Origin of the sequence: Bacteroides cellulosilyticus DSM 14838 (assembly GCF_000158035.1) — a bacterium.
Lineage (GTDB): Bacteria > Bacteroidota > Bacteroidia > Bacteroidales > Bacteroidaceae > Bacteroides > Bacteroides cellulosilyticus.
On record NZ_EQ973490.1, the window covers coordinates 1781316 to 1803602 of the forward strand.

Consider the following 22287-nt stretch of genomic DNA (forward strand, 5'->3'; position numbering starts at 1 on the left):
TTAAATTGATACGGAGTGAAATTATCTACCTTCATGCGGAGATAACCGGCAAATTGTCCCAGATTTTGTTCGGCAACTACCACTTTCTTATATTTCTTCAATACCTCAGCCGTATTTTTAGGCAGTGGGTTGATATAAGAGAAGTGAGCTAAGGCTACTTTTTGTCCGGCTTTGTTCATCTCTTCCATAGCAGAATACAAGTGTCCGTAAGTACCGCCAAAACCTACAATCAGCAGGTCTGCATCATCTGCACAGCCTTGTACTTCTACATCGGGCACAGCAATCTTTGCAACTTTTTCTGCACGCAGGTGGCACATCAGATTGTGGTTTTCAGGATCGGTAGAGATCGCACCAGTGTTGCTGTCTTTTTCCAGACCACCGAGGATATGAGTATAGCCTTCTTGTCCCGGAATGGCCCAGTAACGTACCTGGTTCTCAGGGTTGCGTTTATAAGGAGTATAGTTATCCTTCATCTCAGGAGTAACATACTGAGGTTTGATTTCAGGATATGTATCCAGATTCGGCAGTTTCCATGAACCGGAACCGTTGGCTACGAAACCGTCTGTCAACAGAACCACAGGGGTCATGTGCTCCAAAGCCATTTTACAAGCTGCATAGGCTGCATCGAAGCAGTTTGTCGGTGAGGTGGCGGCAATAACCGGCATCGGGCTTTCGCCGTTACGGCCAAACAAAGCCTGCAATAAGTCAGTTTGTTCCGATTTAGTCGGCAAACCTGTGGAAGGGCCACCGCGCTGTACGTTCAGAACAACCAGAGGAAGTTCTGTAATCACTGCCAGGTTCATAGCCTCTGATTTCAGGCAGACACCCGGACCGGAAGTGGTAGTTACAGCCAATGCACCTGCAAAAGATGCACCGATAGCTGTAGCACAGCCGGAAATCTCATCTTCGCATTGAACGGTAATGACACCTAAAGATTTATGTTTGGAAAGTTCATGTAATACGTCCGTAGCAGGAGTGATGGGATAAGAACCCAGGAACAACTTCAGACCTGCTTTTTCAGCAGCAGCAATGAAACCGTAGGCTGTAGCTTTGTTACCCATGATATCCATGTATATTCCGGGTGTTTTTATCTTACTTTCTATCTTATAAGTATGCGCTACAGAAGCATGTGTATTGTGACCATAGTCGTAGCCGGCGTGAATCACCTTGATGTTGGCTTCTGCTATTTCCGGCTTTTTTGCGAATTTCTCTCTAAGGAAATCTTCTGCAATCTTCAGGTCACGATTGAACAACCAGCATACCAAACCGAGAGCGAACATGTTGCGGCATTTCAGCATTGCTTTGTTGTCCATACCTGTTTCTGCCAGGCAATCTTTCACCATTTGAGAGATAGGAGCAGCAATCACGTCTTGCTTGATACCCATTTCTTCGATAGGATTGTCAGTCTTGAAAGCGGCTTTCTGTAAATCGGAAGCCTGGAAACAGTCTGTGTCGATGATGATACAAGCAGTAGACTTAGCAAACTTATACTGTGTTTTCAATGCGGCAGCGTTCATAGCTACCAATACGTCGCATTTATCACCCGGGGTGAATACTTTGCTGGCGCCGATGTGTACCTGGAAACCTGATACGCCGGTCAGAGAACCTTGCGGGGCGCGGATATCTGCGGGATAGTCGGGGAAAGTACTGATGTCATTTCCCACCGTAGCCGATACTGTTGAAAAGATGTTGCCGGCGAGCTGCATACCATCGCCGGAGTCTCCGGAAAAGCGGACTACCACTTGATCCAGTTCTTTTACCATCATGTCGTTTGCCATAATTTCGTATTACTATGATTAATTTATAGGATCACTTAAAATCTGTTCTTATGTTGGTTGGGGTACTTACAAAAAGTACTACGCTTTTAAAGATGCGTTTGCAAATGTCGGAAAGTTATGCGACTTGGCAAAATCTTTTCGAGTTAATCTGTGATTGTGTACTAAAAGAATTGATAAATGAGTGTTTTTTGATATTTGGAGTGAGCAAAACTCTGACTATGTGTCTGACTTGAACGAATAAAAGTTGCATATTATCATTTATTTTTGGTTGCCTGACTGTTGACTAAATGTAAGATTGGATCGCCAATATACTACTGTTTGTAGCTGATTTAGGTTGACACTTTGATAAAATCTTGTGTAGGCTGTATTTCTTTAACTTCTCGATAAAAGATTCGTTCGCCTTTGTTAAATCGGGAGAATGCTTTATCTTTGCAACCGCAAATGTTTTTGGTCCTGTAGTTCAACGGATAGAATAGAAGTTTCCTAAACTTTAGATAGGGGTTCGATTCCCCTCGGGACTACAAAACAAAAAAGGGAAGCCATTTATTCGGCTTCCCTTTTTGTTTTGTTACTATATAGTTCTTATTTAGCTACTTCAACAGCAGGCTCAACAATCTTTTTGTTCTTCATCATCATATATGCGATAGGAGATGCAATGAACAGAGAAGATAATGTACCGATTACAACACCGAGAATCATTGCAAATGCGAAACTGCGAATAGAATCACCACCAAGGATGAAGATACACAGCAGCACGATTAATGTACTCAATGAAGTATTTATAGTACGTGCCAGAGTCGTATTCAACGAATCATTGAACAATTGCTTTCTGTCACGTTTCGGGTACAGGCCGAAGAATTCACGCACACGGTCGAAGATTACCACTTTGTCATTGATAGAGTAACCGATAGCCGTAAGGATAGCACCGATAAATGTCTGGTCAATTTCAAGAGAGAACGGCATCCAACCCCAGCACAATGAATAAGCGCCAAGAATCATTAATGTATCACTGGTCAGTGCAGCTACGGAACCCACACTATATGCAATGTTGCGGAAACGGATCAAGATGTAGAGACCGATGGCGATAAGAGCGAGAACTACAGACCACATGGCCGAAGTCTTGATATCATCTGCGATACTCGGACCTACTTTCTGTGAGCTGACGATACTGCCACCTGTGTGATTTTCACGGTCGATGAATGTCTCCAGCGTGATGTTCTGCGTCAATACCGGTTTCAGCGTTTCATACAGATATGCTTCGATTTCTGAATCGACATTGTTACCTTCTTCTTCGATACGGTAGTTTGTACTGATACGTACAGTCTTCTTATCGGTACCGATAGCAATTACACTTACATTAGAATCGCCGAACTTGCTGGCGATTAACTCACGTACTTGTTCCGGTTCTACGGCGTTTTCAAACTGTACCTTGAAGTTGCGTCCACCGGTGAAGTCGATACTCTGGCTCAAGCCACGTACGAACAATGAACCGATACAGATAACAAGGATAATGCCTGTAATTGTAAACCATTGCTTATTTCTACCCATGAAGTCGAAATGTACATTCGTCATCAGGTTCTTAGAAATCTTGGAAGAGAAAGTCAGGTTCAGCCATTTATCTTTATTCATGAAGTATTCATATACCAGACGTGTCATGAACACAGCGGTAAAGAATGAAATCAAGATACCAATAATCAAGGTCGTGGCAAAACCACGGATAGGACCTGTACCGAAGTTAAACAGGATAACACCCGTGATGATAGACGTTAAATTTGAGTCGAAGATAGCGGAGAATGCATTAGAATAACCGTCTGCGAGGGCTTTTTTCACACCCTTACCTGCGCGTAACTCTTCTTTTGTACGTTCATAGATCAACACGTTCGCATCCACAGCCATACCCAGAGCTAACACCATACCGGCAATACCGGACATTGTCAGGGCCGCCTGGAAGGATGAAAGGATACCCATTGTAAAGAACATGTTCAGTACCAATGCGCCGTTGGCAACCATACCCGGAATGAAACCGTACATGGAGCACATATAAATCATCAATAGTATCAATGCTACGATGAATGAGAATACACCGGCGTTGATAGAAGCCTGTCCCAAAGACGGACCTACGATATCTTCCTGAACGATACGTGCGGGAGCCGGCATCTTACCGGATTTCAGTACGTTTGCTAAGTCCTTTGCCTGTTCGGGAGTAAAGTGACCCGTGATTTGTGAGTTACCACCTGTAATTTCAGTATTTACATTCGGTGCAGAATATACATAGCCGTCCAATACGATAGCGATGCTCTTACCAATGTTTTGTTTAGTCAACTGTGCCCAGCGGCGTGAACCGTCTGTATTCATTGACATACTAACGGCAGGTTTACCAAACTGATCGTATTCATCTTTAGCGCTTACAACAACATCACCTTCCAGCGGAGCGCGTCCGTTACGTTCGGTTGAGCGGATAGCGTAAAGTTCGAAAGTTTGTCCTTTCGGATCATATTCGTAAGCGGAAACACCCCATTTCAGACGAAGGTCTTTCGGGAGTTCGGCTTGAATTTCTTTCATGGAAAGATATTTGTTGATGTCGGCGGTATCCTTGTAATTAGCATAAGCTACAACAGGACCTTGTCCGCTGGAATTAACCTGCAGTACAGCCAGCAACGGATGTTCTTTCTTGATTTGTGCAAGATCGACGGATTGTGCTTTGTTTTCACCTTTCAATGCAGCGGCAAGACTGTCGGCGGTGCTGGTAGCTTGCGCTACAACCGGAGCAGCGGTGCTGTCAACAGCTACACTGTCAGCAGGTGCTTCATTAGCTAAAATGTTACGCAGTTTGTTATCAGCTGCTTGCAGATAAGGTGCAACATCCTTTGCGTTGTATGTTTCCCAAAACTCCAGATTAGCGGAACCTTGAAGTAATTTTCTTACACGTTCCGGTTCCTTGATACCCGGAAGCTCCACCATGATACGTCCCATCTTGTCTTCCAGACTTTGGATGTTGGGCTGAACCACACCAAAACGGTCGATACGAGTACGGAGTACGTTGTATGAGTTGTCAACGGCGGCTTTTACTTCCGTGCGCAGTACTTTTTCTACTTCCGCGTCGGAGGTCTTTTGATTAACTTTGTCTTTTAACTGTTGAGTGGCGAAAAGCTCGGAAAGACGTGCGTCCGGAGCAATTTTGTGATACTCTCTCACAAACAACGTAATGACGTCGTCCTGGCTGCTAATAGCCTGTTTGGCAGCATTTGCCAATGCTTGATTGAATGCTTCGTCGGGTTTGTTGTCCGCCAATGCTTTGATTACATCGGGAACGGAAACTTCGAGGATGACGTTCATACCACCCTTTAAGTCCAAACCTAAACTGATTTCCATCTCTCGGCACTGTTTCAGTGTCCAATTGCCGAAGAATACTTTCTCATTAGCCAGAGAATCCAGGTAGTCCTGCTCTACTTTCACATCGCCTTTTGCAAACTCTTTAGCCTTATTGGTATAATGGCGAGTCACAAAAGAAAAGGAGAGATAGAACACACACACCAGTGTGAGCAATACCGCAAAAACCTTTACAAATCCTTTGTTTTGCATGTTACTTTTAGTTTATTATGATTACTTTTTTAATTAATTTCTGTTGCGTACAAGGCTGCAAATATAGTTTTTTTTTCACATTCGGAAGTAAAAGGAACTCAAATATTTGCACATGATAAAGAATTAACTCCCTCCGTATAGGAATGTTTTTACTTCATTCCGCGATTTTTTAACATCGGTTCCAGTTGTGGCTCCGTTCCGCGGAAGTTCTTATAAAGAGTCATCGGATCTTCGCTGTTGCCCTTTTCCAAAACGTTATTCCGGAAGAGGTCGGCTGTCTTTTTGTCAAAGATGCCGTGTTCCTTGAAAGCTTCGAAAGCATCGTTGTCCAATACATTTGCCCACAAATAGCTGTAATAGCCGGCAGCATAACCGCCAATGATATGGTTGAAGTAGGTGGTACGATAGCGTGGAGCTATCTCCGGAATAAGCCCCAGTTTGTCCATGGCCTCTTTCTCATATGCCAATACGTCCAGGTTCTGGGTATTTGTCAGGTTGTGCAGATTCATATCCAGAATGGCAGCAGCCAGTAATTCGGTGGTCATGAAACCTTGGTTGAAGGTTTTCTGATTTAGAATCTTTTCAATAAGGCTGTCGGGAATAGTTTCACCGGTTTGATAATGTTTGGCATACATTTTCAATACTTCAGGTTCGGTAGCCCAATGCTCATTGATTTGCGAAGGTAACTCAACGAAGTCGCGTGCTACGTTTGTGCCGGAAATACCTTTATAGTTGCATTTTGTCAGCAATCCGTGCAGGGCATGGCCAAATTCATGGAACAGTGTTTCCACTTCGTCAATAGTCAGCAATGAAGGTATATCGCCTACGGGCTGTGTGAAGCTGCATACATTGCATACCAACGGGCGGATGGCACCTTGTTGTTCGCGATAGTTGCTCATCCATGCACCGCCGCTCTTGCCCGGACGGGGGAAATAATCTACGTAGAAAACACCCAAGTGTGAGCCATCTGCATCTTTCACTTCGAATACTTCTACATCGGGGTGGTATACGGGGATACCTTCCAATTTCGTTAAAGTGATCCCATAAAGCTTATTAGCTACAGCGAAAGCGCCTTCGCGTACATTTTCTAACTTAAAGTAAGGTTTGATTTCGTCTTCTTCCAGATTGTATTTCTCTTTGCGGAGTTTTTCTGTATAGAACCACCAGTCCCACGCTTCCAGTTTTTCACCTTTGCCTTCTTTATCCATTATTTTCTGCAATTCAACAGCTTCGGCTTTTGCTTTTGGCAATGAATAGCTCCACAGGTTGTTTAAGAAGTCCATAACGGCTGTGGAATTTTTAGCCATCGTATTATCCAAAACAAAATTAGAATAACAGTCGAAGCCCAGTAATTGTGCTTTTTCCAGACGTAGTTTTACGATGTCTGTAATATTCTTCTTGTTGTCGTTCTTGTCATTGTTGTTGCCGCGGTTGATGTAGGCCTTGTACATTTGTTCGCGTAACGGACGATTTTCAGAGTATTGCAGGAATGGAAGACGACTGGCATTACCCAATGTGAACAGCCATTTGCCTTCTTGTCCGTCTTCTTTTGCTTTTTCAGCGGCGCTTTGACGGAACCAGTCGGGCAGTCCGGCTAGATCTTCTTCCTTGTCTATATAAAGTTTGAAAGCGTTGTTCTCATTCAGCACGTTATCACTGAATTTGATACCTAATGTAGACAGTTCTTTGTTGACTTCGCGCAAGCGTGCCTGTTTCTCAGGGGATAAGTTTGCACCGGAACGGACAAAACCTTTGTAGGTTTCTTCCAGCAGGCGTTGTTGTTCGGTAGTCAGTCCCAATGCATCTTTCTGTTGGTATACAGCATCAACCTTCTTGAAAAGATCCTGATTTAGTGAGATATTATCACTATGTTCGGACAATGTCGGGGCGAGTTTAATAGATAATTCTTTCAGATCATCTGTTGTTTCTGCTTCCGTCATGTTATAAAAGATGGCGCTAACCCGGTCCAGTATCGGGGAACTATTGTCAAGAGCAACAATTACATTTTCAAAGGTTGGCGCTTCGGAGTTGTTCACTATTGCATCGATATTTGCATTTTGCTCTTCAATGCCTTTCAGAAAGGCAGGTTCATAATGTTCCAGTTTGATTTTATCGAAAGGCGGTACGCCATGTTCGGTTTGGAACTCAGTCAGGAACGGATTAGTTTCCGTCTGTGTGGTACAGGAGTACATCATACAACTTGTAGCTAAAATAAAAATACACTTCTTAAACATAAGTTTTAAGTATTAGGTATAAAGTATTAATTATTGATTCGTTTTCAATCTTTTTTCTTCAGATAACACCAGATTGGATAATGGTCGGATTCTTTTATAGAACGGTCCACCGTACAGTTATAAGGTTTAAGGTTTTTGCTTGCCAGGATATTGTCTATCCGGAAATAGAATTTATTTTGATTATAAGAGATACCCAGCCCGCGGCCGGACTTGGTAAAAGCATCATTTAATCCTTTTTCAATGACCCGGTGTGCATAGGAAATGGGAGTATCGTTAAAGTCGCCGCAGACAATGATATAAGGGTATCGTGACGCTGCGATTTCCTGAGCGATACTGTCTGCTTGTGGGGCACGAATGGCGGATGCTTCTGCCAGCTTGCGGATGAGCAGGCGTGCACCGCTTTTAACTTTTTCCGTTTCAGGAGATTTGAGCATACTTTCGTAGACTACTTTGTCTTCTTTAGTCAGCTTGTTAGATTCCAGATGATTGTTGATGAGCATTACGGTATCTTCTCCCATTTTCAGTTCATAAACCACTGAACCATTGTATTCACTGGCATAGTCCAGTGTACGGGATGAAAGAATAGGGAATTTAGAGTAGCAGGCTATCCGGTTGGTGTGGCCTTTTCCACTTCCTCTTCCCACTATCTGGATGTTATGATAGGGATAATCTTTTAAAGCCTTTTCCACATCTTTCTGGCTGAGATAACGGGGAGATTCTATCGTTTGGTATTCTTGCAGGCATAAGATATCTGCTCCGCTGTTCTTCAGATAATTCAGAATGAGATTCTCGCCATCTTTTTTGACGGCTCCGTCGAAGCCCATGATGTTATATGACAAAACCTTGAAACTGTTTTCGGGTAATTTGCTTGTGTGGAAATTGAGCGGGAAATAAGTCCGTATTTGTGAATAGCATAAAAGAAATGCTACCAGTGGAAAAAGTGCAAACTTATACTTTTGGATAATAAGCCAAAAGATGAAAAAGCAGATGTTTATCACCAGGAAAATAGGAAATGTCAGCCCGAAGCAGGACTCTACGGGGTGAGCAACCGGCTTGATGTGCGGGCTGTAAGCGGTGAGAAGCAGCAAGCTTATAAAGAAAATATTAACCGCTAAAATCAGATAGGCTACGAATTTACCAATATGCTTTATTCCCATTTTCTGTACTATCGTTTGCTCGCATCGAAAAGACTTTTCTTTTCTTCTGTGGTCAGGCTTTCATATCCTGATTTTTTCAGTTTATCGAGGATACGGTCTATTTCTTCGGATTGAGATTTCTTGCGGGCGTTGTAGTCATAGTCTTTCTGACGGCTGTTACCATAGTGAACTTTCATCTTCGGTTTGCGGGGCTTGAAGCTGAATAGTGAAACGATAGCATCTAGAATTTTGTTAATCCAGGCAGTGATATCTTTTCCTTTACTGAGTCCGGCAGCAAACCAGAGTCCGGCCAATGCACCACCCAAGTGGGCAATATGTCCGCCCGCATTGCTGGATGTAATGAACAGTAAATCTGTACCGATAACAATCAGTGCCAGATATTTCAACCGTATCGTACCAAAGAGGAACAGCCGGATGGGGTAGTTAGGTTCGCGGTACGCTGTAGCAGCTACGATGGCAAGCACGGAAGCGGATGCCCCCAACATGAATGAATAATCGACCATCGGGCGGAAATACGGGAAGATATTAAAGGCTGCCATGTACAATAATCCACCGCAAATACCTCCTAAGATATACGCCCCGCGCAGATGTTTGGCCGAGAAGAACATTAGGAATAGTGCTCCGAACCAGTATAGCCACAACATGTTGAACAGGATATGTAAAAATCCTGCATGCATAAACATATATGTGAACAGTGACCATGGCTGTATGATGAACTGTGTGAGTGAAGCTGGCAATTCCAGCCATTCAAACACACCGCCGAGGCTGCGATTGAATAATTGCAGAATTACCTCCGTCAGCGTAGTGACTACAAAAACAGCTACGTTGATATAAATCAGCTGGATATAAATATTCCCTCTGCGAAAAGCTTCTTTAAGGTCAGTTATAATAGTACCCATTTCCTCTATCTTTTTTTCTCCAGTACATTATCAGTATAAAACCGAATATCATACCACCCAAGTGTGCGAAGTGCGCTACATTGTCGTTAGGATTGTTGGCAAAACCAGCGTACAGTTCAATCAGTGCATATCCGATAACAAAGTATTTGGCTTTTATCGGAAACGGCAACGGAAATATGAATAGCGGCTGGTTGGGGAACAACATTCCGAAGCCCAGCAAAATGGCATACACGGCTCCTGAAGCTCCTACGGTAACTCCGTTTAAGAGAGCATTCAGATTTGCCATGGGCGGATAGGTGTAATTCATATTATCCCGTATGATTTGAGCGCCTTCCTGATATACGGTGTTAATCATTTCCGGACTCATTCCGGTCTTTGCAGCCTGAATGCGTATGTAGGTTACCAGCATGCTGATTAAGCCTGCACCTATACCACATATCATATAGTAAGATAAAAAACGTTTGGGTCCCCATACTTGTTCGAGTATGCGACCAAACATCCACACGGCAAACATGTTAAAGAAAAGATGTGTGAAACCTCCATGCATGAACATGTATGTGATAAGTTGCGCTACGTTAAAGTCATCGGCAAGAAAGAAATGAAGTCCCAGATAACGGGCTAAATCAAGATGATAACTTTGAGCAACAATGGTCGCAAGAAAGACCAGTACATTAATGATTAATAGGTTCTTAGTAACTGTTGGTATAGCATTCATAATCTGTTATTTCGTTCAATGAGTTGCAAAAATACGAATAAATTCTGTTCTATAACAGAAAAAGGCCTTTCTATTCTTTATTTTTCGCCAAAATCCAATCTTTTTTTAATGTTTTTATTTGATATTCAGAAATATTGCTCTATTTTTGTAGAGGTTTGTGAATGACTAATGCGGATATCTTTTGTGTAACATATTAATTATTTAATTTTAGTATTATGAATAAGTCAGAACTTATCAACGCTATGGCGGCAGAGTCCGGTTTGACAAAAACGGATTCTAAGAAAGCATTAGATGCTTTCATGGCAGCAATCACGAAAGCCCTAAAGGCTGGTGACAAAGTATCATTGGTTGGCTTCGGTACGTTCGTTGTAGCAGAGAGAGCAGCACGTCTGGGCATTAATCCTTCTACCAAACAGAGCATTACGATTCCTGCAAAGAGAGTTGCTAAGTTTAAACCTGGTATGGAGTTGACTTTGGCCATCGAATAAAGGAAGGCTATGAATGAAAAATAGAAAAGGAGGCGCTATGAGGTGTCTCCTTTTTTATTATCCGTACAGATGCAACGCGTAATTCGCCAAAATATAGTATCTTTGCACCCGGAAAATACTTTTAAATCATGAATATAGAAGATAAACTGGTAGCGTCCGTCATCAACGGACTGAAAGCGCTGTATGGACAGGACGTGCCTGCCGCACAGGTGCAACTGCAAAAAACCAAGAAAGAATTTGAGGGACACCTCACGCTGGTAGTTTTTCCTTTCCTGCGCATGTCGAAGAAAGGACCGGAGCAGACAGCACAGGAGATTGGCGAATACCTGAAAGCTAACGAGCCTTCGATAGCTGCATTCAATGTGATCAAAGGTTTCCTGAACCTGACTATCGCTTCTTCCGCCTGGATTGAATTGTTGAATGACATTCATGTTGATAAGCAATACGGTATTGTTGCTGCCACGGATAATTCTCCGTTGGTGATGATCGAATACTCTTCACCCAATACCAACAAACCACTTCACCTGGGACATGTACGTAATAATCTTCTGGGTAATGCTTTAGCCAACATTGTGATGGCAAATGGCAATAAAGTGGTAAAAACAAATATTGTCAACGATCGTGGTATTCATATTTGTAAGTCCATGCTGGCCTGGTCCAAATATGGTAACGGTGAAACACCCGAATCATCCGGAAAGAAGGGGGACCACTTGGTAGGCGATTATTACGTAGCTTTTGATAAGCACTATAAAGCTGAAGTGAAGGAATTGATGGCTAAATTTCAGTCTGAAGGTGCGACGGAAGAAGAAGCTAAAGCAAAGGCTGAAGCCGCTTCTCCTCTAATGAATGAAGCCCGCGAAATGCTGGTGAAGTGGGAAGCTAATGATCCGGAAGTGCGTGCGCTTTGGGCTAAAATGAACAACTGGGTGTATGAAGGTTTTGATGAAACATACCATAAAATGGGTGTAAGTTTTGACAAAATATATTATGAGTCAAATACCTATCTTGAAGGGAAAGAGAAGGTGATGGAAGGTCTTGAAAAGGGGTTCTTCTATAAAAAAGAAGATGGTTCCGTATGGGCTGACCTTACTGCTGAAGGTTTGGATCATAAGTTGTTACTACGTGCTGATGGGACTTCTGTTTATATGACTCAGGATATAGGTACAGCTAAATTACGTTTTGCTGATTATCCTATTGACAAGATGATTTATGTAGTAGGCAACGAACAGAACTATCATTTCCAGGTGCTTTCCATCCTGCTTGACAAGCTTGGATTTGAGTGGGGAAAGAGTCTCGTACATTTCTCTTATGGTATGGTAGAATTGCCCGAAGGTAAGATGAAAAGCCGCGAAGGCACAGTGGTAGATGCTGATGATTTGATGGAAGAAATGATTAGTACTGCCAAAGAAACTTCTAATGAATTGGGCAAGCTGGATGGCTTGTCTCAGGAAGAAGCTGACAATATCGCTCGTATTGTTGGTTTGGGCGCCTTGAAATATTTCATCCTCAAGGTAGATGCCCGTAAGAATATGACGTTCAACCCGAAAGAGTCAATTGACTTTAATGGAAATACAGGTCCATTCATTCAATATACGTATGCGCGTATTCAATCTGTAATGCGTAAGGCTGCTGAAGCCGGTATTGTAATTCCGGCTGAAATTCCTGTTGGTATTGAGTTGAGTGAGAAAGAAGAAGGCCTTATTCAGATGGTAGCTGACTTTGCTGCTGTAGTGAAGCAGGCAGGTACGGATTACAGTCCCTCTATTATTGCCAACTATACTTATGACCTGGTGAAAGAATACAATCAGTTCTATCATGACTTTAGTATTCTGCGTGAAGAAAATGAGGCTGTGAAAGTTTTCCGTCTTGCTTTGTCGGAAAACGTAGCGAAGGTAGTTCGCATCAGCATGGGCTTGCTGGGTGTTGAAGTGCCGGATAGAATGTAAAAACAGCTATCTATAAAAATAATCAGCCCCGGAATGACCAATACATTCCGGGGCTGATTGCTTTATAATCCTTTTATGCTTTCTTCTTGGTATATTTTCCTCGTTTCGGTTTAGCTGGAGCTGATGCAGCTTTCTCGCTCTGTAATTTGATAATTTCCATGCAGGCGTCCAAGTTTAAATCTTCCGGAACGATATCCTTTGGGATTTTGTAATTACTGCCTTTATAAGCAATGTAAGGGCCATATCTTCCGTTCATGATTTCCAGCTCAGGTTCTTCGTCGAACTTCTTGAGGTGCTTCTTTGCTTCTGCTTCCGCTTTTTCTTTTATTAATTCCAAAGCCTCTTCCAATTCTATTTCCATCGGATCTACGCCTTTGGGAAGTGAAGTATAAGTTCCGCTGTAATAAATGTACGGCCCGAAACGTCCGGCATTGACAGTAACCGTTTTGCCTTCATGCTCACCAAGGGTACGAGGTAACTTAAACAGCTCCATTGCTTCCTCTAAAGTGATTGTTTCGATGGATTGACCTTTCTTTAAAGGAGAGAAGCGGGGTTTTTCTTCATCTTCAGCACTTCCAATTTGTACTACAGGGCCAAAACGTCCGATTTTGACGCTTACAGGCTTGCCGCTAACAGGATCATCTCCCAATATGCGTTCTCCAGTCTTGTGTGCATTTTTGGCAGCGAGAGTACTTTCCACGGATGGATGGAAGGTTTTATAGAACGTCTTCATGATAGTCGTCCATTTTGTATCTCCCTCGGCAATCTCATCAAATTGCTTTTCTACACTGGCTGTGAAGTTGTAATCCATGATGCTGGGGAAGTACTGTGTCAGGAAGTCAGTCACTACTGTACCTGTATCTGTAGGTAGCAGTTTTGCTTTTTCTGCTCCGGTGATCTCAGTACGGGTGGCATCTGTGATTTTGTCTTTCTTCAGAGTAATTACATTGTATGAACGTTCCTCACCTGTTTTATCTCCTTTTTCTACGTACTCACGTTGTTGAACGGTAGAGATCGTAGGCGCATAAGTAGAGGGACGACCTATCCCTAATTCCTCCAGTTTGCGCACCAAGCTTGCTTCTGTATAGCGGGGTGGATGTTGTGTAAAGCGTTCAGTGGCAGTAATGTTCTGATACTCTAACTTCTGACCTTTCTTTAACGGTGGCAGCAGATGAGTTTCATCTTCCTGTTCCACATCGTCATCATAAGATTCTCTGTATACACGCAGGAAACCGTCGAATTTCACAACTTCTCCCGTGGCACTGAAAGCCTCGGATGTATTGCTTATACTGATGGTCGCTGTTGTCTTTTCCAGTTCGGCATCTGCCATTTGAGAAGCAATGGTACGTTTCCAGATCAGATCGTATAGTTTCTTTTCTTGTGCACTACCTTCTATCTGTGCATTCTCCATATATGTGGGACGGATAGCCTCATGCGCTTCTTGTGCTCCTTTGGTCTTGGTGCTGAAGTGGCGTGGATGTACATATTTGTCTCCCATCATATTGGCAATGGCTTCTTTGCTGCCGTTAATGGCGAGTTCCGATAAGTTTACGGAGTCGGTACGCATATAAGTAATACGTCCTGATTCATACAACCGTTGAGCTACCATCATCGTTTGTGCTACAGTGAAGCCGAGTTTGCGTGCGGCTTCCTGTTGCAAAGTAGAAGTAGTGAACGGTGCAGCCGGGCTCTTCTTTACCGGACGTGTCGTAATATCTTCAATGGTAAATATTGCCGATTGGCAGCTTTCCAGGAGCTTCTGCGCCTCAGCTTTGGTCTTAAGGCGGTGTGCAAGTTCCGCCTTCATCTCAACGAGTTTTCCGTCAGTGTCGGGAACAAGGAAAACAGCAGTGACTTTATAAGATGCTTCACTTTGGAAAGCATGTATTTCACGTTCACGCTCTACAATGAGCCGTACGGCTACAGATTGTACACGTCCGGCAGAGAGTGCGGGTTTCACTTTTTTCCATAATACGGGAGAAAGTTCAAAACCTACAATACGGTCAAGAATGCGGCGTGCCTGCTGGGCATTGACAAGATTGATATCAATATTGCGTGGTTGCTCGATAGCTTTCAGTATAGCGGTTTTGGTAATTTCATGGAATACGATACGTTTGGTATGTTCCGGTTCCAGTTTTAGTACTTCATACAAGTGCCAGGCGATGGCTTCTCCCTCGCGGTCCTCATCGGAAGCCAACCATACGGTATCAGCATCTTTAGCTTCAGCTTTCAGTGTCTTAACCAGTGCTTTCTTATCTTCCGGAATTTCATAGTCCGGTTCAAAGTTTTTTTCAACGTCAATGCTGAATTCTTTCTTCTTCAAGTCGCGTATATGACCATAGCTGGAAAGAACTTTAAAATCTTTTCCCAGGAACTTTTCAATTGTTTTTGCTTTTGCCGGTGACTCGACAATGACAAGGTTTTTTGGCATAAATTTCTGTTTTATAGTGGCTCCTGCCACTGAATTTGCCCGCAAAAGTAGAAAAAAACAATTGTTTCCACCTTATAATATGTGGAGAATATATTCTTTTTTAGCAAAAATGACTTTTTTTGCCACGCAATTTGTTAAAAACGAAAACTCACTCCACCCATGAAATTGATACCTTCTGTGGGATATCCCGGGTAATATTGGTAGTCTTTGTTCAATAAATTGTTTGCACGGACATAGATTGATATGCCTTCAAAGACTTCGTAGCTACCGCCAAGGTATAGATTCCCAACCGGATCTACACGCTCGTTGCCTATCTTCTCACGAGTGATGTGCTGATAACCGAGGTTGATCAGGACAGAAGAAATCGGACGAATGTCTACCTTGAAGTTTGCTTCGAAAGAAGGCATGTAATAGAGTAGCTGGTCTCCGCTGTTATTTTCTGTCTTAGCAGTTTTCCAGTCACGGTAAATGCCCGAAGCGGTGAAGGAAATAATATCCTTATAGCTGTAGCTGGCTTCGGCGCCTGCATATATGTTATGCATATTTCCTTGGAGCAATTGAAGGTATGAACCGCTATAGTTCGCAATTGCGGCAGAAGCAAGATTATTCTTCAAATCCTGATATCCACCATAAATATTAAACCATAAACCTGTTACCGGACTGGTTTTGAAGCCGAGAGCGGCATTCAGCTGTTCGTAGGTGGCATCCAGTTGTGTACTACTCTGGCCATAAGGTGAAACCATTTCTAGCCTGCGGAAATCATTGGCCTGTCGTCCGCCTGTAGCCTGGGCGTAGAGAATGTAACTGTCAGAGAAGATATATTGGGCTGTCACGTCCGGTGCTACCCGGAATTTCTTGCCAAATCCGAATGCAAAATCCACGTGAGCGCCGAGACGGATTTTCCAGTCTTCGCTCTGATACAGATAATAGGGATTTAATTCCACAGAGGTATAATCTTCAAAAAGATTGTTCTTGTAGAACGTATTGTCCATGGAGAGATCTACTCCAACAAACTGCTCTTCGGAGATCGTTCCCATTGCACCGGCTTTTGTCCGTACCATAACTTCCTGTGCGTCCTGATATTGTATATCGTGTTGGCGCTCATAGAACATCAGGTTGGTTTCGGCATGAAATTGAAGCGGTAATTCTTCACTGGTTGATTTTATTCCGAAATGTACATCACCCGACAGGAATTTCTGCTTATTATTTGTGCTGCCGGGCATGAAGTTGAAGTTGCTTAGCCCGAAGTTTCCGGCTACATTTAAGTCCATTTTCCGGAAAGCATGTACATAATCCATACCCGCATGTGTACGGTAATAACGTGCATCCCATTTATCCTTGGAATCAGGCAGATCTAACTTGCCATCCATGCCGTTCATGTGGAAATTCAGGTTCAGTTTGTCACTGTTAGGCAGGATGAACAGATAATTGGCACGAGCGTCCAGGTTGCCGTAATTGCCATACCCCAGACGGGCGTAGCCGCGTTTTGCCTTATCCTGACTTTCAGCTCCTGTATACGCCTCCATGGTAGTTGCAGGGATATTTCCCGCAGGTGCGAGTGTGGCATCATATTCCACAGTCTTTTTGCTGACTGTTGGCGGCATTACCTTGGGCAGTACGTTTACTTTGGAAGCATCTATGATGTCCGGATTGTATTCTTGTTCTACCACGACCGTGCGGCTCAGGGTAGTATCTTTAGCTTGCGTTTGGGCTTGCACCCAGTTCGGTATGGTTATAAGTGCCAATGCCCCGAATATATATTGTACCTTTTTCATATTTATAATTGACGAGGTTTTTACTTCAGTTTTTCTAATCTTTCATTAATCATCTGTTCGATGTCATCGTCGGCATGGTAATTCTGTTGCAGGCTCAGCAAGTATTGGCGTGCATCCAGTTTTTTATCCATTGCTACATATACATCCGACAGCAGAACGAAACTTCTTGCCAGCCAGTAAGCGTGTGGTGTGCTCTGATCAATGAAGTTGAGTATTTCCTTTTCAGCAGCAGTGTATTCACCTGCCTTATACAGTTGTTGGGCAACCAGGTATTTGGCTTCGGCCCCATAAAGTGTGCGTGTATCCTTAGCCAGTGTCTGAAGGTCGTTCATGGCTTTCTTGTCGGCGCGTTGGTTCAGATAGGCCTTGGCACGGAAATACAGGGCTTCGTTGCGTAGCTCCGGTGTCAATTTGGTTTCGGCAAGCAGGTCGGTGGCGGCAGCGATTGTTTCCACGTCATCCTGCATCAGGGCGGCACTGCGCAGCATTCCTGTTTCTGCAAGCTGGCGGCGTTCGGGAGTGGTAGCTTTTGCTTTCAACTGTCTGTAGTCATTCAATGCCTGGTCGAACTGCTTACGGTTGAACAGAATTTCCGCACGTGCAATGAGTGCTTCCTGTGAATAAGGATTATCCGGATATTCCAGCAGTTTGCCGGCATGTTCCAATACGGCGGCTTCATCTTTCTGTTCTTTGCCAATCACACAAAGATAGTAATGGGCGTTCAGACTGAATGCGCCGTTGGGGAAGCTTTGCAGGTAACGGGTAAAGCTTGATTTGGCAGGAGCGATCTCTCTCTTCATATATACCTTTTCTGCGGCGATATAAGTCAGAGAATCCTGCTCGCTGGCATCAAAGCGGATTTCTCCCGGCATCTTGGCTGCCAGGGCGGCAAATTCATCTACACGGTTAGCATCTACATAGATTGATTTCAAATCACGCATGGCGAGACGTGCTTCTTCACTACCCGGATACTGGGTTACTACATGCTTGTAAGCATCTATCGCGCGATCATATTCATCGTTTTGGTAATAAAGCAGGCCGATTTCAGCAGCGGCTTTACGGCTGACCGGGCTTTCGGGATATTTATCCAGCAATTCTTTAAATGCTGCGATAGCCTGGCGACTGTTGCTTGTCTGTACATACGAACGGCCTTTTTCGTAAAGAGCATTTATGGTATAGGGTGAAGACGGATATTTGTTTGCCATGCGGTTGAGCAATGCAACCTTACCATCATAATCTTTCTGCAAGCCGGCAACCAAAGCCAACTGATAGAAAGAATAATCACCTGCAGGAGTTCCCATGTTTTCTGCTTTGGTATAATATTGCTTGGCTTCATCGAAACGGCGTGCGTGCAGATAACAGTCGCCTATGCGATTGTAAGCATCTGCGAGTGCAGTGGGATTTTCTCCTTTTTCCAGTTGTGTGAATTTCAGGAAACGGTTCTGGGCAAGTGTGTAATCTTTCTCATGAAAAGCTATGTAGGCCAGATTATAGTATGCCAGTGCATAAGTTTCTGTATTTCTGTCCGGAGTAAGATTCAGATATTCACTGAAGTTACTTGCTGCTTCCTGCATCCGGTTCAGACGATAATAAGCTTCTCCTCTCCAATAAATAGCATCCGCCTTGTTTTGCAGATTATATTGTCCCAAGGCTACAGACTGGTTAAAGTAACCGATAGCTTCCTGGAATTGTGCATTGGCAAAAGACTGTGTACCGAGATGGAACAAGATTTTCTGTTTCGCCTCCAGAATTGCAGTGCCCGGGTGAGCGATTCGTTCGATGGATTTCAAGGCGGCTTCGTAACTGCGGGTATTCATGTATACCTCTACCAGATAACTGCTGACTTTGTCTACATATTGGGAATTCGGGAATTCATTAAGGAATTTCTCGAAAACAGTAACAGATTCACCGAAAGCGGAATAGGAGGTCTCGTGAATACAAAGGGCGTAATTGTAAGCAGCCTGCTCTTTGACTTGCATATCTGCATTGGAGGCAGCAGCTTGCTCAAATGCCATGCGTGCCTTGTTCTTATCTGACATTTGCAGATAAGCCAACCCCATGTGCAGATAGGCATTTTGTGCCAGTGCGTCATTTTCAGCGGTTACTTCGCCGAGGGTATTGGCCGCTTTGGAGTATACACCGCAGTTGTAGTACGAAAGTCCCAGCATATAGAGTGCATCCCGACGGGGGGCAGCCTCTTTATTGTTTTCCAGATACTTTTCAAATGCTTCCATGGCTTCGTGATACTTTCCGAAGTGATAGTCGGCATCACCGAGAACACGGTACATTTCAGCTGTATATTCATTATTCGGGTAGGCGGACAGATAATTCTGCGCTACTATTTCCGCTTTATCATAATTCTTTTTAATCAGGTAAATCTCTGCGATATAATAAGGCGCAAGCGCTTTGTATTTGGCGTTATCCTGTAAAGACAGGAAGCCGGTCATTGCTTCGTCATAACGTTGCTGGGTGTAGCGGATATAAGAAATGTAGTATGTGCAATCGGCTGCATACTTTTTACTGGTGCTACGGAGAGTTTCGAACCATATGGCAGCTTCTTTCACATTACCTGTTTTCAAATAGCAGGTTGCCAGACGGTATGTCATATCGTCGCGTTCTTCATTTCCCAACAGATCGAGACGGGCAGAATTGAACATAGCCATGGCTTCATCATATTTTCCTTCGAAGAAATATACGGATGCCATAAGTGCATAAATGCGATTGGCATAGGGTGTATCAGGATATTCATCCAGATAGGCCTGCAATTTGTCTAAACTTTTAAGGTCTTTTAGTTCGTAGGCAGCACATACCAGCATATACTCGGCTTCCATCCGTTCGCCTGCGACAGGCAGGGGCTTGCCTTCTGCATCTATCTGGCGTACGAATGCTTGCAACGGTGGGATGGCAGCTGCATACGCTTTTTGTTGGAACAGTGACTGTCCTTCCTGGTAAAGTCGTTGAGGGGAAGTGATATTCTCGCTGGTCTGTGCCGTAGCGAGCAAAGGTGCACAGCAGAGTGCCGTGCATAGTATTCGGGAGAGTTTATTCTTCATAATGCAACGCGTTTTTACAAAAGTACGGGTTTTAAGTCGAATTTGTTACACTTGTTTGGCTTTTTTAGGATATACCGTGGTCTGTGCGAATCATTATTCGCCCATTTCTTTCAGAAATATTCCTACCCCTTTGCGGATGGAACTTAGTCCGAAATCTTCTGTATGTATATCTTTCAGTGGCAGAAAGAAGACGTCTGCGGCATCATCCATTGCTTGGTAATGCAAGGTGTCAGTTACTGTACAGCGGAAGAATAAATCCAGAGTATGGACGGTGAAATCGGAATACACATATATATTGGGCAAAGAGAATAAATATTCCGCCTTTTTCACTTCCATTCCGGTTTCTTCTTTCACTTCGCGGCTGACTCCCTCTTCTCCGGTTTCCGCCATGTCGATAAAGCCACCCGGCAAATCCAGAGTTCCTTTAGCCGGATCCTTGGCACGGCGGCATACTAATAATTCGTTCCGTTCATTCATTATCAGTGCCACGGTGGCGGCAGACGGGTTGAAGTAATAGACGAATTCACAGTCGGCACAACGTTTGGACTTTTCATTGTTGATTTCAAAATGCACGGAGCCACACTTGGGGCAGTATTTGAATTGGGAAAAAGGATGTTCCATAAATGGTTGAATATTAGGTTTTAAAATTATGTATCCAGCAGCCATTTCCAGATGGGGATAACTTTTATCTCCATGCCGTTTTTTTGAATAGTCTCCTCTTCATCGTAGGTGATGACGAGTAACGTCTCTACCGCTTGTGTTTCTGCTATTTTCAATAAAGCGTCTGTTTCTCTTTTACGGGTGGATTCTTCTTTTAGGCTATAGGATACTTGTACGGCCAATTTTGCAGTAGGGATGTAAAAGTCTACTTCTATATTTTGTTGATAAAAATAGAGTTCCTCTTCATATTTCTTTTTTAATGAGATGGCAACTATATTTTCCAATAACGAGGTCACCGGGTCTATTAGGAATAAGTTCAGCAGCCCATTGTCGATGAAATAATATTTCCGGTTCGATATTTTCTCTACTAATTTGCTGGCATAGTTTTCAAGTGAGAAGAATAGCCATGTGGCTTGCAAGAAATTAAGGTAATCGATAATGGTGTCCGTTGAAACTTTGGCGCCTGTTGTTGAAACGATATTGGTCAGACGGTTGAAAGAAGAAGGTTGTTTCACACTTTCAGCCAGTTTACGAATCAAGACTTTCATAGCGAGGTCATTGCGAATGGAATAACGGGTTATCAGGTCACCGAAGAAAATCTTATTGAATAGATTACTGAGCCATTGCCGTTTTTCTATTGTTTCTATGAGCATTAATTCGGGTAGACCTCCATAACTGAAATAGTCGGAGAATGTCCGGACTATCTCTGTACGGTTTTTGTAATACCATGTTGGTCCAATCTCAATTTTAGAAGCTTTCAAAAATTCAGAAAAGGAGAAAGGATATACATTTTGTACTATATATCGCCCTCCCAGTGTAGTAGCAATTTCGGCACTCAGCATTTTGGCATTGCTGCCGGTAATATAAACGCGATACTGTTGGTCGGCCAGACGGCGTGCAAATTTCTCCCAATGCTCCACAATCTGTATTTCATCCAGAAAAAAGATAGGTTTATGCGGATAAAGTTCTTCGTAAGAAACTTTGATAAGGTCCAAATCTTCTACAGTCAAATTGACCAGGCGATCGTCTTCAAAGTTGAAATAGAGAATTTCTTCCGGTTGATGTCCATCATTCAACAAGCTTTGTATTTGTTGGTACATCAGATAGGATTTCCCGGCTCGTCGGAGTCCCACGAAGACATAGTTCAACTGATGAGATAGATGTATTTCACGCTCTATTAATGTAATATTAGCAACAAATTGCTGATATTCAATGATTAAACGTTTGGTGGTGTCTTTGTCCATATCTCTTTTTGTAATTGATGACAGGCAAATATACGAATAGTTATCGAATATATTCGATAAAATGAATATGTTATTATCGAGTATATTCGATAGTAAAGGTCCTATCACTCATTCATCATGGTGTAGGACCTTTCTCTAAATTAACAAACAATTTACTTATTGAACCAGAATCTTTTTTCTTGCCAGCAGATAGATGCCTTTTCCCAATCCGGTGACAGCAGTGGTGCCTTCCTGTACTTCAACCTGACGTACCATGTGTCCGGCTGTATCGTAAATGGAAAGCGTACGTTCGCGGTCGCTCTTGATGTAAAGACCCCATATCGGA

The 22287-nt window shown here is 43.2% G+C and carries 13 protein-coding genes and 1 tRNA gene; 3 read left to right on the forward strand and 11 right to left on the reverse strand.

Annotation, left to right across the window (positions count from 1 at the left end; all coding sequences use genetic code 11):
• The coding region (locus BACCELL_RS10935) for a 2-oxoacid:acceptor oxidoreductase subunit alpha (RefSeq protein WP_007211836.1) at positions 1–1778 on the reverse strand (1778 nt) is incomplete at its 3' end.
• 449 nt (positions 1779–2227) lie between these two features.
• On the opposite strand from BACCELL_RS10935, the gene BACCELL_RS10940 reads away from it, so the two are divergent.
• Positions 2228–2299, forward strand: a tRNA-Arg gene (locus BACCELL_RS10940).
• A gap of 61 nt (positions 2300–2360) precedes the next feature.
• On the opposite strand, the gene secDF is transcribed toward BACCELL_RS10940, so the two are convergent.
• The 5 genes from secDF to BACCELL_RS10965 form a co-directional block, all read right to left on the reverse strand.
• The gene (gene secDF / locus BACCELL_RS10945) at positions 2361–5360 is read right to left on the reverse strand and encodes a protein translocase subunit SecDF (RefSeq protein WP_007211838.1); all 3000 of its coding nucleotides are present in this window, start codon (positions 5358–5360) and stop codon (positions 2361–2363) included.
• A gap of 149 nt (positions 5361–5509) precedes the next feature.
• Positions 5510–7594: a M3 family metallopeptidase gene (locus BACCELL_RS10950; RefSeq protein WP_007211839.1), complete on the reverse strand. Its 2085-nt coding sequence runs from the start codon at positions 7592–7594 to the stop codon at positions 5510–5512.
• A 44-nt stretch (positions 7595–7638) separates the two neighbouring features.
• Positions 7639–8745, reverse strand: coding sequence for an endonuclease/exonuclease/phosphatase family protein (locus BACCELL_RS10955; RefSeq protein ID WP_026367139.1), 1107 nt, complete (start codon positions 8743–8745; stop codon positions 7639–7641).
• Positions 8746–8759: 14 nt separating this feature from the next.
• Complete coding sequence (locus BACCELL_RS10960) at positions 8760–9650, reverse strand: rhomboid family protein (protein WP_007211841.1); 891 nt, start codon at positions 9648–9650, stop codon at positions 8760–8762.
• On the reverse strand, positions 9631–10365 hold the full coding sequence (locus tag BACCELL_RS10965) for a rhomboid family intramembrane serine protease (protein ID WP_007211842.1): 735 nt from the start codon (positions 10363–10365) through the stop codon (positions 9631–9633). The genes BACCELL_RS10960 and BACCELL_RS10965 overlap by 20 nt, the downstream gene beginning before the upstream one ends.
• Positions 10366–10580: 215 nt before the next feature.
• On the opposite strand from BACCELL_RS10965, the gene BACCELL_RS10970 reads away from it, so the two are divergent.
• Both BACCELL_RS10970 and argS read left to right on the forward strand, forming a co-directional pair.
• The gene (locus BACCELL_RS10970) at positions 10581–10853 is read left to right on the forward strand and encodes an HU family DNA-binding protein (protein WP_007211844.1); all 273 of its coding nucleotides are present in this window, start codon (positions 10581–10583) and stop codon (positions 10851–10853) included.
• Positions 10854–10981: 128 nt separating this feature from the next.
• Positions 10982–12799, forward strand: a complete 1818-nt coding sequence (gene argS, locus BACCELL_RS10975) for an arginine--tRNA ligase (RefSeq protein ID WP_007211845.1) — start codon at positions 10982–10984, stop codon at positions 12797–12799.
• A gap of 73 nt (positions 12800–12872) precedes the next feature.
• Here the strand turns inward: argS and topA are convergent, their stop codons facing one another.
• From topA to BACCELL_RS11000, 5 genes are all read right to left on the reverse strand, one after another.
• Positions 12873–15230 (reverse strand): type I DNA topoisomerase, encoded by a 2358-nt coding sequence (gene topA / locus BACCELL_RS10980; RefSeq protein ID WP_022210546.1) that lies wholly within the window; start codon positions 15228–15230, stop codon positions 12873–12875.
• A gap of 134 nt (positions 15231–15364) precedes the next feature.
• Positions 15365–17005, reverse strand: coding sequence for a TonB-dependent receptor (locus BACCELL_RS10985; RefSeq protein ID WP_007211848.1), 1641 nt, complete (start codon positions 17003–17005; stop codon positions 15365–15367).
• A 20-nt stretch (positions 17006–17025) separates the two neighbouring features.
• Complete coding sequence (locus BACCELL_RS10990) at positions 17026–20058, reverse strand: tetratricopeptide repeat protein (RefSeq protein ID WP_007211849.1); 3033 nt, start codon at positions 20056–20058, stop codon at positions 17026–17028.
• A gap of 93 nt (positions 20059–20151) precedes the next feature.
• Entirely contained in the window at positions 20152–20679 is a 528-nt protein-coding gene (locus BACCELL_RS10995) for an NUDIX hydrolase (RefSeq protein ID WP_044153805.1), read from the reverse strand.
• Positions 20680–20705: 26 nt separating this feature from the next.
• A complete protein-coding gene (locus tag BACCELL_RS11000) occupies positions 20706–21962 on the reverse strand; it encodes an ATP-binding protein (protein ID WP_007211851.1) in 1257 nt (418 codons plus the stop codon).
• Positions 21963–22287 lie beyond the last annotated feature (325 nt).

Coding starts and splice junctions, on each gene's coding strand:
- secDF (WP_007211838.1), bottom strand. CDS start 5,360: ATGCAAAACAAAGGATTTGTAAAGGTTTTTGCGGTATTGCTCACACTG.
- BACCELL_RS10950 (WP_007211839.1), bottom strand. CDS start 7,594: ATGTTTAAGAAGTGTATTTTTATTTTAGCTACAAGTTGTATGATGTAC.
- BACCELL_RS10960 (WP_007211841.1), bottom strand. CDS start 9,650: ATGGGTACTATTATAACTGACCTTAAAGAAGCTTTTCGCAGAGGGAAT.
- BACCELL_RS10965 (WP_007211842.1), bottom strand. CDS start 10,365: ATGAATGCTATACCAACAGTTACTAAGAACCTATTAATCATTAATGTA.
- BACCELL_RS10970 (WP_007211844.1), top strand. CDS start 10,581: ATGAATAAGTCAGAACTTATCAACGCTATGGCGGCAGAGTCCGGTTTG.
- argS (WP_007211845.1), top strand. CDS start 10,982: ATGAATATAGAAGATAAACTGGTAGCGTCCGTCATCAACGGACTGAAA.
- topA (WP_022210546.1), bottom strand. CDS start 15,230: ATGCCAAAAAACCTTGTCATTGTCGAGTCACCGGCAAAAGCAAAAACA.
- BACCELL_RS10985 (WP_007211848.1), bottom strand. CDS start 17,005: ATGAAAAAGGTACAATATATATTCGGGGCATTGGCACTTATAACCATA.
- BACCELL_RS10990 (WP_007211849.1), bottom strand. CDS start 20,058: ATGAAGAATAAACTCTCCCGAATACTATGCACGGCACTCTGCTGTGCA.
- BACCELL_RS10995 (WP_044153805.1), bottom strand. CDS start 20,679: ATGGAACATCCTTTTTCCCAATTCAAATACTGCCCCAAGTGTGGCTCC.
- BACCELL_RS11000 (WP_007211851.1), bottom strand. CDS start 21,962: ATGGACAAAGACACCACCAAACGTTTAATCATTGAATATCAGCAATTT.